The sequence below is a fragment of the Bifidobacterium sp. WK012_4_13 genome (assembly GCF_041080835.1).
Classification (GTDB): Bacteria; Actinomycetota; Actinomycetes; order Actinomycetales; family Bifidobacteriaceae; genus Bombiscardovia; species Bombiscardovia fermentum.
The window spans coordinates 1,769,774-1,782,447 of sequence record NZ_CP129683.1 but is presented as its reverse complement, the minus strand read 5'-3'; the positions used below and the strand labels follow the sequence as shown (position 1 = coordinate 1,782,447).

The window sequence follows — 12,674 nt, the reverse complement described above, 5'->3', positions numbered from 1 at the left end:
GATTCCTTTCCTGTGGATTCCGTTATGGCCCATAATCGAACTACCGGAAAGTTTCATGCATATAAACGTGTGCAACAAACTGTTAACATGCATATAATTAACTTCATCGTGTAATGCACTGCACTGTAGAGGAAAGTGAACGTCATGGAACAGACTGCACACAATGACATCAAGGTCACCGATTCCGTTGCATGGAGCGAGACGGAATTGGTAGGGATGCGATGGCTGCACCTGACTGGGACTCGAGGTGCCGTCTTCCATCTCCTGGGGCGCCTGGCTGCCACTCGAATCCACGATGTGATGAACGAGATGCCCGAACGCAAACCGCTATCGCAGTGGTTCAAGAGCAAGAAGGGCGAGCAGTCGTTCGCATCGCTGCTCGCAGAAAGCATGAAAAGCCATCCACAGGAGATGTTTGAACTTCAGGAGCTTGCGGACGGGGCGAACATCGACCCCAACATATTGTTTGAGGCAAACCTTCGCGGCGATGTCGGCAGCGCCGACGGTACCGGATGCTCCGATGTCGCGTTCAAGGACGGGCAGAGCGCATTCGCCGCACACAATGAGGATGGAGCGCCGAACCTTCGCGGCAAGATGCTGTTCCTCACGCTCTCGATCCTCGGAGAGCCCACGGCAACCGTGCAGTGGTACCCCGGCTTCCTGCCTTGCAACTCACATATAGCAACGTCGGCAGGGCTTGTATGGGGAATCAACCATATCCAGGTCGACCACCCAGCCGCCGCCGAAGGCAGACATTTCGCAGCAATGGCTTTGGAGCGGGTCGAAGGGTTTGACCAGGCCCGCCAATTCCTTGACAGTGCAAGGACAGCTGGCGGCTTCTCATACAACATCGGCGAAATGAAGACCGGAAGGCTGCTCACCGCAGAGGTCGCCCAAGGTCAGTCGCTGGTACAGGAGATCGACAACGAACAGCTGTCTTGGCATACCAACCACCTGCTCCATCTTCCATCGGCGATCGACACATCCGACACCAGTTCCGATGCAGCCGACTCGCTTGGCCTGCGATCGGAGAGCCTTGAGCGAGGCAGCTACCTTTCGCACCTCGATCCCCCAATCCAGGGCAAGAATGATGCGCAATGGTATCTCGATCTCTTGGGCGACAAGCCTTTGCCGTGCGGCGTGCGCAGATTCGCGCAGAACAACGACCCGCTTATGACACTCGTCACCACAGTCTGCGACCTGCTGAATGAAACGGTGACGCTCAAGTCATACGACAACAAGGTCCAGACCCTGTCGTTCGACGAATATGTCAAGGTCAGCGAACGGACGGCCATGGAAGCGGCGATCAAACACTCATAGGCCGCCTTGCGCGCATAACGAGCATCAGTCATCGGCGCGCCAGCAGATCAGTCATCAGCACATCGGTCAGCACAAACGCATGGCCACAGAACAAGAAGGCAATATGGCAAAGAAATCAGCAACGCTTGTAATGAATGAGCTCATGTTCGACAAGCAGAGCAAAGGCGAAAGGGTGGTGAACCTTGGGTTTGGAGAGGCTGGACTTCCAGTGCTCCCATCGCTGACGAAGATAGCCGCGGAACATCTCCCGCAAAACTCCTATCCATACGTGCAGGGAGGCGCGCAGGTAAGGAAGTCAATCAGCGGTTACTTCCAGCGGCGAGGAATCGCATCGGATTCGGAGCTGTGTCTGACAGCACCGGGCAGCAAGGCAATCATCTATGCGCTGCTTCTTGCCATTCAAGGCGACCTCATACTTTCCAGGCCATCGTGGACAAGCTATGGCATGCAGGCGCAGCTGATGGGCAAGAAAGTGGTATGGGTCGACACTCCTGAGGTTGCGGGCGGCATTCCCGATCCATCATTGCTGCAGCAGGCGATTGACACAGACAGGGCGGAGGGCGGCAATCCTCGCATACTGCTCATCACCAATCCCGATAATCCCAGCGGCACCGTTTCACCCGCGGATGCCCTCAGCAAGCTGGCAACGATTGCAAAGAACAACGACCTCACCATCATTTCCGATGAGATATACCGAGACCTTGCCTACGATCAGAAGCAGTATGTCAGCATCGCAGAATTGGCGCCGGAACGCACGATAGTCACCACCGGCATGTCCAAATCCCTCGCGCTTGGAGGCTGGCGAGTCGGAGCGGCAACCTTCCCCAAGAACGATCTTGGTCAGAGACTATACGACAGCGTGGTGGGTTCGGCCTCGGAAATATGGTCGGGCATGGCCATCTTCCTGGAGCCCGTCGCAGAGTATGCCTTTGCCGAGCCTCAAGATGTGCGCCAAAGAGTGGTGCAAAGTCGAATCCTCCATCAGAAGGTCTCACATGCGATCTACGAGATCTTCGAGGCTGCAGGTGCGAAGGTGCGGGAACCGAACGGCGCGTTCTACATGTATCCCACGTTCAGGAACACTGAGATTGCCGAACGATTCGGCGTCACGGACGACCGGCAGCTGAGCTCCCTGCTGCTCGCCGAAAAGGGCATAGCCACCCTTCCGGGGAGGGCCTTCGGCGACAAGCCGGAAAGGATGGGGCTGAGAGTCGTCACCTCAATGGTCTATGGGACAAACGACGAGGAACGCGAGACGACGCTGCATTCCCAAGACCCAGTGAACGAACCTTCAGTCAGGCAGGCGCTCGATCATGTTCGAGAAGTGCTGCTGTAGCGGTCTCCTGGTGGCATGGGAACGACAGTCGATATTACACTGAGTTGAATGGAAGACACAGAGAATGACTTCATCGATATGAAACTCAGGTCGGCAGAGCTGACGCCGTTGCAGCGAAAGATTTCAGAGCTTGTAATCAACAAACCCGAAATCATCGCCACTGCGACGGTATCGACCTTGGCCCGAGACTTGGGCATGAACCAGTCGACCATCACTCGCTTCGCCGAGGCAGCAGGATTCAGGGGCTTCTCGCATATGCGCGAATACTGCAGGTTACGAATGCGAAAGAGAAACGGAATGCTGGAACGTTTCCTTTCGAGCGAGAAATCTGCGGGCGCGCAATCGCAATCCCACGGCGGAAGCGGTGGAAGTGGTGGGAACGGCGGGGAGACAGAGCAGACAAGAAACATATCCGCCCAGCTGGATCGTGATGCGATAGCAACGACCTTTTCGTCCATCTCAGACGAAAGCTGGTCACTCATTCTCTCTACCGTGAGCGCAAGCGCGAGGGTGGGCGTCATCGGTCTTCGGCAATCCGAGCCGGTCGCTGCATTATGTGCGTACCTGCTGGGACTCGTGCGAAGCAACGTCGTCGAACTCAGCGACCGTTATGGAGTCGACCTTGACACGCTCAATGGATTTGATGAGCATGATTGCATCATTGCCATCTCGACATATCCATGTTCGGCGGCGACCGTGAAGGCGACGCAGTGGGCGGAACAATCACGAATTCCGGTCATCGCAATCACCGACGAAGGCGCGATGCCCCTCTTTTCACAGGCATGGAAGTCAATCATTGCCGATACGACAAGCAATTCCGCCCTGTCCTCGATGACCGCCGTGTTTGCCGTCGTCCAGGCACTTGCCGGCGACATAGCACTTGCCGATCCGAAAAAGACAGCCTCTCATCTGCAGCATGAGGAGAGCATCATCAGACAGTTCGGAGTCTATGCCGAGTGAAGCTCAGCCTGAGCATGTGCAAACGGCCAGAATCGATTTTGCATTGATGCATAATCGCCAAGCTCGCGAAGACTCATCAGGAAGGGAACAGCGGAATCACCTTAGCATGCAAGTTTTGGGCACTTGGCAAAGTATAAACCGCTGAAAACTGCATGACGGCGGTCGAATTTAAGCCGATTTGGAGCGTTTATACTTTGCCAAGTGCCCAAAACTTGCAAAGTGGGAGCGCCCACGCTACAGCTTGTCAGGATGATCGCAGCATATTAACGGCCGACGTTAATAACGTAATCCGGTATCATTGTGGCGTGAAAGCAAGGTCAAGCGAACTATGGACTTTTTGGATGGGCGGCCCATACCCTCGGGGATATCCGTCCGGCTTTGAACGAAGACTGAGGTCGCCGGCTGCAGATGCTCAATGCAGCCGACGACCTCAGGGATTTGAAAGTTCCGCCCGGCAATCGCCTCGAACCCTTGCAGGGGAACCTATTAGGACATTGGAGCATCAGGGTCAACCAGCAATATCGACTGATCTTTCAATTGAATGACAAAAATTGGGACGACACAAACAAGGAGGCATTCGATGTCTACTTCGACGACTATCACTGACCGTCCGCAAGCTCTGAGCACGCCCGGGGAAATTCTCAAGGAGGAATTCCTCGACCCGTTGGGCATCACCGCTTACAGACTTGCCAAAGCCGTTGGCGTCGGCGAGACCGGCATCAACGAAATCATCACTGGAAAACGGCGGATTAGCACCGCCATGGCATACCGTTTCTCCTATGCGCTGGGCACGACGCCCCTGTTCTGGATGAACCTGCAAACCGACTATGACGCCAAGAGCTTCGACCCTTCAGGATTGAAGGAGACAGTCCATCCCCTTGTCGCGGCATAGCACAGCAGCCATAGCCCCAGGGCAAACGCATTCGCAAACACAACAGACAAACATAACAGCGCTTCCAACGCCAGAACCCCCAAAAGGTGAATCCAACATCTCCAAACAACCAAAGCAGCAGCGAAATCACCCGAGCATGCAAGTTTTGGGCACTTGGCAAAGAATAAACCGCTGAAAACGGCATCAGACCGACCGCCATTTCGCGGATATAAAGCGTTTCTACTTGGACAAGTGCCAAAAACTTGCAAACCCCCATTTCGCGCGACGCTGAGAGTCTCCGATGTCATAGGAATAACGCCTACGCATAGCTACAGTTGCAGCGGAAAGGGGAAGATACATGGTTACGAATGTTTTGATAACGGGTGCAGGTTCAGGATTCGGACGTGGCATCGCGTTTGGATTGGCCAAGGACAGCAATTACGAGGTCATTGCAACGACTCAGGATTACGCACAGATATTTCCACTCGAACAGGAGGCTAAGGGGCTCGGATTGAAGAACATCGAGTTCGATAAGCTCGATGTGACATCACCAGACGATCGCAGCAAAGCGGCTGACTGGGATATTGATGTGCTGCTGAATAATGCTGGCATCAGCGAAGGCGGCTCGGCACTGGACATACCAGCCAAGGCGATCGATGCCCAACTTCAGACCAACGTCATCGGTCCGATCGCACTGACCCAGATAATTGCCCGCAAGATGATCGAGAGGAAATCCGGCCGGATCGTATTCATGTCCTCTGTGGCAGGATTGACCGTCGATCCGTTCTCGGGAGCATATTCAGCCTCGAAGCATGCGGTCGAGGCCTTTGCAGAGGCACTGTATAAAGAGACCCGACCATATGACATCGATGTTCTGACGATCAATCCTGGTCCGTTCCTGACTGGATTCAATGATCGCATGTTTGAAACGTACCGCAACTGGGGCGAGGATACCCCGAAGCCAGTCTTCGACTATTCGAAGCTCAACTTTCCTCACGAACAATATGATCCACAGATCGTGATTGACGAAGCGATCACGATCATCAAGGCCAAGAACCCGATGTATAGGAACGTTCTGCCGAAGTCAATCATCGAGGATCAGAAAAGCCAGCTCGCATGCATCTGGACACGCAAGACCAAGGACGGCGAGGGAGAGACGAACGAATTGGTCTCCAAGGCGGGCAGCATCGCGAAGGAAACACCGGTCGATTGACGATTCGGCTTTGAAACAGAGCGAGATTGCAAGTTTTGGGCACTTGCTCGAGTATAAGCCTGCGAAAACAGGGCAACGTCGGTCGAATTGATGCCGATTTCAGGCGTTTATACTTCAGCAAGTGCCCAAAACTTGCAATCTCGCCCATAAAAGCCCATATAACTTATGAAATCGATGTAAAGGGGCTCGTGACGACGCATATGTCGTCACGAGCCCCTTGCTCCACACTTGCAAAAGCCCTCAGGCAGTGAGCTCCGTCTGGGCGAACTGGCTGTTATAGAGATCGGCGTAGAAACCGCCCTTGGCAAGAAGCTCATCGTGCGTGCCACGCTCGATGATGTCACCGTGGTCCATGACGAGGATCATGTCGGCGTTCTTGATCGTTGACAAACGGTGCGCGATCACGAAGCTGGTTCGACCAACCGTCAGCGAGTCCATTGCCTTCTGAATGACTTCCTCGGTTCGGGTGTCGACCGAGCTGGTCGCCTCGTCAAGAATCAGGATCGGAGCATTCTGAACCATCGCGCGAGCGATGGTGAGCAGCTGGCGCTGGCCCTGCGAGAGCGATGTCTTGTCGTCGAGCTTGGTGTCATATCCATCAGGAAGCGTCTGGATATAACGGTCAAGACCCACCGCCGCGCAGGCACGCTGAACGTCGTCATGCGTCACGCCTTCCTTCGAGTATGCGACATTCTCGAAGATCGAACCGCGGAACACCCATGTATCCTGCAGCACCATCGAGAACTGGCTGTGCACGTTCCAACGAGGGACTTCGTTCGTTGCGACCCCATCGATGCGAATCGTGCCGCCGGTCAGATCGTAGAAGCGCATCAGCAGATTGACCATGGTCGTCTTTCCGGCACCTGTCGGACCAACGATGGCAACCTTCTCGCCAGCCTTGACCGAGGCGCTGAAGTCATGGATGACTGGCTTATCGAGTTCGTATCCGAATCGAACATGCTCGAATTCGACGTCGCCCTTCACCTGAATCGGGTTGCCTGCGGAATCCCGGCCAAGCAGCGCCTGCTTCTGCGATTCGTCGGCCATCTCCGGCTCTTCGAGGAATCCGAAGACACGTTCCGACGCGGCAGCTGTGCGCTGAAGGTTCTGGAAGGCCTGGGCGAACTGGCTCAGCGGCTGGGTGAACAGGCGGATGTACATCATGAAGGCAACGATCACGCCGAAGGTTATCGAATTGTTGATGACCAGCACGGCACCCACGACGCAGACGACGACATATCCGAGATTGCCGATGAAGTTCATGACGGGCATCATCAGACCAGACAGGAACTGCGACTTCCAGCCTGATTCATACAGACTCTGGTTGTAACGCTCGAACTCCTTGATGGAATTCGCCTCGCCGTTGTATGCCTTGACGATGACATGCCCGGAATACTTCTCTTCGACATGGCCGTTCACCTGGCCGAGTGCGAGCTGCTGCTGCACGAAGTACTTCTGGGAGACCTTCATGATCACCAGCATCAGAACGAGTCCGAGAATGCTTGAGCCGATGGCCGCAAGCGTCATGATGACATTGTTGATGAACATCATGACCAGCGAACCGACGAACAGTGTCACGGAAGTAATCAGCGCGCCAAGGCTCTGTCCGAGCGTCTGCCCGATGGCGTCGACGTCATTCGTGATGCGGCTGAGCACATCGCCATAGCTGACCTTGTCGAAGTACTTCAACGGCAGCTTGTTGATCTTCTTCGAAATCGCATCGCGAAGCTCGCGCGCGGTATTCTGCGTGATGGTCGCCATGATCCAGCTTTGAACATAGCTGAGCAGGGCATAGCCAACGTAGAGGCCCACAAGCAGATAGGCGACATGCTCGAAGGAAGTCATGTCGATCGAACGCAGCACCGGCTTCCCATTGATGATTTCCGGCAGGCCCTTGGCGATGTAGTTCGTGATGTCCTTGAGCTTGTCTGGGCCGACGACTTGGAAGACCGTGCCGATTGCGCCCAGAACCAGGGCAAGCAAGGTGGCCGGAATGTATTTGCGCGTAAACTTGACGAGCTTGCCCATCGAAACGCTGAAATTCTCAGGTTTTTCAACAGGACCGCCCATGCCATGCCCTGGGCCGCCCATACGTCTGCGGGGAGCTTGCTGACTCTGTGATTGTGTATCTGCTGAAGACATCAGTCCACCAATTCCTTTGCACTGAGCTGGCTTTCGGCTATCTGCCTGTATATCTCGCAAGAATCCAGCAATTCCTTATGCGTTCCCATGCCAACGATGCGTCCCTGGTCAAGCACGACGATTTTGTCGGCATTCATTATGGTTCCTATGCGCTGCGCGACGATCATGACCGTGCTGCCGGCCGTTTCCCGCGCGAGCGCGTCGCGAACCTCTCGGTCAGTCTTGAAGTCGAGCGCCGAGAACGAATCATCGAAGATCAGTATCTCCGGCTTGCTCCATACCGCTCGGGCAATCGAGAGCCGCTGCTTCTGGCCGCCTGACACGTTCGATCCGGACTGTGCGATCGGAGAGTCGAATCCTTCTGGCATCTTTTCAACGAATTCGGTTGCATGCGCTATCGAAGCCGCAGCCTTGACGCCCTCTTCCCTCGTTTCGTCCGAGACTGCATCCGCCTTTGCACCATAGGCGATATTCGACTCGACGGTTCCTCGGAAGAGGAATGATTCCTGAGGCACGTAACCGATCTTGTCGCGAAGTGCGCTGAGCTTGTAATCCTTCACGTTAACGCCATCGACGAGCACCTGACCGGATGAGGCATCATAGAATCGCGGGACGAGGTTGATGAGCGTCGACTTTCCCGAGCCGGTCGCTCCGATGAACGCTATGGTCTGGCCCTTGTCCACCTTGAAGCTGATGTCATCGAGGACGTTGTGCTTGGCGTCGGGGTATTTGAAGCCCATATTGCGGAATTCCACCGTACCTTCCAGGTCTTGTTCGCCACCATCCCTGGTGCCGTCGGTTATGGAAATCGGGGTATCGAGCACTTCGAGAATGCGGTTTGCCGAGACGTTCGCACGAGGCAGCAGCACGAACACCATGCTCATCAGCAGGAAGCCCATGATCACCTGCACCGAATAGCTCGAGAACACGACCATGTTCGAGAAGAGGGTGAGCTTGTCGCCCAGAGTCGCCTGCTCGATGAGATAGGCGCCAATCCAATAGACGGCGAGCATCAGACCGTTGAGCACCGTGTTCATCAACGGCATCAGCACGGCTATGGCACGGTTGGTGAAGAGCTGGGTCGAGGTCAGATCGTCGTTCGCATGATCGAACTTCTCTTCCTGATAGTCCTCCGCATTGTATGCACGGACGACTCTGAGACCGGTCAGATTCTCGCGTGCGACGAGGTTGATGTTATCGGTAAGCCGCTGCATGCTACGGAACTTCGGTCCGACCATGCTCATCAGGATGACGATGGCAACGACCAGGAATGCGACCGCAACGCCCGTTGCGACGGTCCACTCGAAACCTTTTCCAGCGATCTTCAGGACTGCCCATACGGCCATGACAGGCGCGCGCACGATCAGCAGCAATCCCATCGTGATGAACATCTGAATCTGCGTGATGTCGTTGGTCGAGCGAGTGATCAGGCTTGCCGTCGAGAAATTGCCCAACTCCTGGGTTGAGAATGATTCCACTTGCTTGAACTCGAGCGAACGCAGGCGCTGGGTGAACGTTGCGGCAACCCGGGCTGCGATGAAGCCCGTCGCGATGGCGCACGCAATGGAGCCTAGCGAGATGAGCAGCATCTTGCCGCCCGCCGTCCAGACTTCCGAAACCTTTGAATTCGGCGTCTCGACGATTCGCGTAACGTCGGACATATAGTCGGGCAGTTTCAGGTCGAACCAGACCTGTGAGATCACGAGGGCAACCCCAAGGATGAGTTCCCCGATCTCAAGCTTTGAAAGATATTTACATATACGAATCACGAAGTCCTCCAAGGACTAAGAGAGGCCAATGCTGGCCTGGTTTCTGAATTACAAGTGTGTGTCAGGCATTGCTATGTGACAGTGAAAGATTGAAGTTCTCTGGGCTCTGGGCCCTGGACTTTGGACTTTGGGCTCTGGCTTTTCACGAGCTCATACCGCGCATTGCGTCAGGTTTCATCGTTCGAGGCAGAGAATTCCTTTTCAAAAGAGTCCTGCGCCTTCCTCAGCGACTCCTGCACCAGTTCCTTCGTTGGGCGGGGCTCGCCAGGCTGGGTGAGTGCCATGTACGTGACGAATTCATTCATCAGCTTCATGAAGTCGTGCGTCTTCTGCTCCCCCATCTGCTCGAAAATCCATGTGAGCGTTTCGCGCATCTCTCGATGGTTGTTTTCTATCCGTTCCTTTCCCTGACTCGTGATGGAGACAAGAATGTTACGTCGATCATCAGGGTCAATCCGACGTGTGATCATTCCCTTCTTTTCCAGAGTTCCGAGAACCGCACTGATGCGGGCCGAACTGCTGCCCGAGAACTCGGCCAATCGAGACGGGGTCTGCTCTCCCTTTCGCATGAGAATGCTCAGGATCAAGGGTTCGCCCTGCGACTCTCGGTTCGCCTTCTTCATCATTCCGGAGTGCGCGCTCCGGAAATTTCGTCTTATCTGTTCGAATGCCTCATCTGCAAAGCTCATTGCACCTCCAATCGAAAGACACTGTATACCACATACCTAACACTGTTTATTATTAACGATGATATATTGCTCACAGCGTGAGACAATGGATTTTCACAGAATTCGCTACTCTGACGTTCACTATGCAACTCATGCATGCAATATGCCGACGTTTCTGAGGCATCCAAGACCGAGATTGCGAGTTTTGCGGCAATTTCGAACTACAAGGCCCCGATATCGTTGCGATGCCGACCAGATTAAGCCCAATTTGGACATGTCTACTTCGTAATTGCCGCAAAACTCGGAATCTCACCAATTTTTAGTCCAACTGCTCGAAGAACCCGACGTAGACGAGCGCAAATCGTACTAGTATTTGGGCAAGACTGCACGGAGGGGATGCGCAAGCGATGCACATGCATGCAAATACCAGGGAAAGCAATGGGGACGGTCCTGAAAAGGCCCAGGACGATTCGGTCACCGATGGAAATTCAGCAGTTCCATCTGCAGACCACATCCGCACGGAACAGCCAGCCTTGCGCAGAACCTTGAAGAATCGCCAGATTCAGCTCATTGCGCTCGGCGGAGCCATTGGAACCGGTCTGTTCTATGGCTCAAGCGAGGCGATATCCATAGCAGGGCCCTCGATTCTTCTCGCCTACATTGCCGGAGGAATCATCATATTTCTTGTGGTTCGCGCATTGAGTGAGATGAGCACCGAGGAACCGGCGGCCGGAGCATTCAGCTACTACGCAAGCAAGTACTGGTCGCAGCGCGCAGGATTCGTTTCAGGCTGGAACTACTGGTTCAACTATGTGCTCGTGTCGATGGTCGAGCTCGCCGTCGTCGGCTCGTTCGTGAACTTCTGGTTCCCGAACATTCCCGCGTGGGCTTCGGCGGCATTCTTCCTGGTGCTCATCACGGCAACGAATCTGTTGGGCGTGAGCAAGTTCGGAGAGTTTGAATTCTGGTTCGCCATCATCAAGATCGTTGCGGTTGTCGCGATGATCGTTGGAGGACTTGCAATCGTTGCATTTCAGCTCAAATCCACGAATGGCGTTGCGGCATCCTTCGCCCATTGGTTCGACATCGGCGGCGGTTTCCTCCCACACGGCATCATCGAACATTCATCGGGCAATAGCTGGACCGGGCTGCTCATGGCATTGCCAGTGGTGATGTTCAGCTTTGGCGGCACAGAGCTGATGGGCATCACCGCAGGAGAAACCGAGAGCCCGCGAACCACGATTCCAAAAGCTACCAACAGCGTCATCTGGCGCATTCTGATCTTCTATGTCGGAGCGCTTGGAGTTATCATGGCCGTCGTGCCATGGAACTTGATTGGCAAGGCCAACGCCCAGGGAACCGTCATCAGCCCCTTCGTGCAGATCTTCGATTCCGTCGGCATCCACGCCGCCGCTGGAATCCTGAACTTCGTGTGTCTGACGGCAGTCATGAGCGTCTACAATTCTGGCCTCTATGCCAATTCTCGCATGCTGTATTCCCTCTCGCGCCAAGGCAACGCTCCACGGTACCTCCGCCAGGTATCACGCAACGGCGTCCCCGTCGCGGGCGTGCTCACATCCGCAATCATCATTTCGCTTGCAGTCGTGGTCGTATTCCTCTGGCCGCAGTTCGCATTCAACTATCTGATGTCGGTCGCCACCATCGCAGGAGTCATCAACTGGACGATGATCGTGATCACCGAATCGCACTTCCGCATGGCAGTTGCCGCGGGGCGTGGCCCTGGCGGGCTTGCAGGCTTGCATGGAGACGAAGCTCTGGAAAGGCTGCGCTTCGGGCTTCCCGCCCCAAGATGGAGTCGAATGGTGGTCTTCGTCTCACTGGCCATGCTCATCGTATTGATGCTGCTCTCTCCCAGCTATCGCATAGCGGTGCTGGTCGGCCCGGTCTGGATAGCGGTGCTGCTTGTCGCGTACGAGATTCGCAGGCGCAGCAGCAGTTCTCAGGCGCAGAATGAGCCAGGTTCAAGACGCATATACTAACACTCCGCGCAACACAGACTGAATGAATGCCGTCACAGCCTTGATGATTGGCCTCTTGCCAGCCGGGATTGCAAGTTTTGGGCACTTGCAGAAGTATAACCGTCGCTTTTTGGCTTTATCCCGATCGATTCTTCAACGATTTCTGCGCTTTATACTTCTGCAAGTGCCCAAAACTTGCAATCCCAATCTCCGAACCCCAAGATTCGGATAACAATCAGATAAAAAAGAGGGTTTGGTGGTCTGAGTTATACTCAGACCACCAAACCCTCTTTCATAAGCTCGACGCCACGCTTTCAGCGCTGCATTCTCAGAACCGTACCTCTACGCCCCGCTTCCTAAGGAACGATCCGTTCCCCACACAGGGTACCGCAGACGCTGAGCGTTCACGCCCCGCA

The 12,674-nt window shown here is 54.8% G+C and carries 10 protein-coding genes; 7 read left to right on the top strand and 3 right to left on the bottom strand.

Features of this window, described 5'->3' with window-relative positions; genetic code table 11:
• The first annotated feature begins 144 nt into the window (after positions 1-144).
• The 6 genes from QN062_RS07145 to QN062_RS07120 all read left to right on the top strand — a co-directional run bounded on the left by QN062_RS07145 (position 145) and on the right by QN062_RS07120 (position 5,700).
• Positions 145-1,320: a C45 family autoproteolytic acyltransferase/hydolase gene (locus QN062_RS07145; protein WP_369341140.1), complete on the top strand. Its 1,176-nt coding sequence runs from the start codon at positions 145-147 to the stop codon at positions 1,318-1,320.
• A 103-nt stretch (positions 1,321-1,423) separates the two neighbouring features.
• Entirely contained in the window at positions 1,424-2,656 is a 1,233-nt protein-coding gene (locus QN062_RS07140; protein ID WP_369341139.1) for a pyridoxal phosphate-dependent aminotransferase, read from the top strand.
• A 48-nt stretch (positions 2,657-2,704) separates the two neighbouring features.
• On the top strand, positions 2,705-3,616 hold the full coding sequence (locus QN062_RS07135) for a MurR/RpiR family transcriptional regulator (protein ID WP_369341138.1): 912 nt from the start codon (positions 2,705-2,707) through the stop codon (positions 3,614-3,616).
• Positions 3,617-4,024: 408 nt separating this feature from the next.
• Positions 4,025-4,222, top strand: coding sequence for a type II toxin-antitoxin system RelE/ParE family toxin (locus tag QN062_RS07130; protein ID WP_369341137.1), 198 nt, complete (start codon positions 4,025-4,027; stop codon positions 4,220-4,222).
• Positions 4,197-4,508 carry a HigA family addiction module antitoxin gene (locus tag QN062_RS07125; protein ID WP_369341136.1) on the top strand — a complete coding sequence of 104 codons (312 nt, stop codon included), beginning with the start codon at positions 4,197-4,199 and terminating at the stop codon, positions 4,506-4,508. The genes QN062_RS07130 and QN062_RS07125 overlap by 26 nt, the downstream gene beginning before the upstream one ends.
• Positions 4,509-4,845: 337 nt before the next feature.
• On the top strand, positions 4,846-5,700 hold the full coding sequence (locus QN062_RS07120; protein WP_369341135.1) for an SDR family oxidoreductase: 855 nt from the start codon (positions 4,846-4,848) through the stop codon (positions 5,698-5,700).
• 240 nt (positions 5,701-5,940) lie between these two features.
• On the opposite strand, the gene QN062_RS07115 is transcribed toward QN062_RS07120, so the two are convergent.
• The 3 genes from QN062_RS07115 to QN062_RS07105 all read right to left on the bottom strand — a co-directional run bounded on the left by QN062_RS07115 (position 5,941) and on the right by QN062_RS07105 (position 10,300).
• Positions 5,941-7,791 (bottom strand): ABC transporter ATP-binding protein, encoded by a 1,851-nt coding sequence (locus QN062_RS07115; RefSeq protein WP_404984824.1) that lies wholly within the window; start codon positions 7,789-7,791, stop codon positions 5,941-5,943.
• 50 nt (positions 7,792-7,841) lie between these two features.
• Complete coding sequence (locus QN062_RS07110) at positions 7,842-9,611, bottom strand: ABC transporter ATP-binding protein (RefSeq protein ID WP_369341134.1); 1,770 nt, start codon at positions 9,609-9,611, stop codon at positions 7,842-7,844.
• Between the two features lie 167 nt (positions 9,612-9,778).
• On the bottom strand, positions 9,779-10,300 hold the full coding sequence (locus QN062_RS07105) for a MarR family winged helix-turn-helix transcriptional regulator (RefSeq protein ID WP_369341133.1): 522 nt from the start codon (positions 10,298-10,300) through the stop codon (positions 9,779-9,781).
• Between the two features lie 392 nt (positions 10,301-10,692).
• Here QN062_RS07105 and QN062_RS07100 point away from each other — a divergent pair, with 392 nt between their 5' ends.
• Entirely contained in the window at positions 10,693-12,279 is a 1,587-nt protein-coding gene (locus QN062_RS07100; protein ID WP_369341132.1) for an amino acid permease, read from the top strand.
• Positions 12,280-12,674 lie beyond the last annotated feature (395 nt).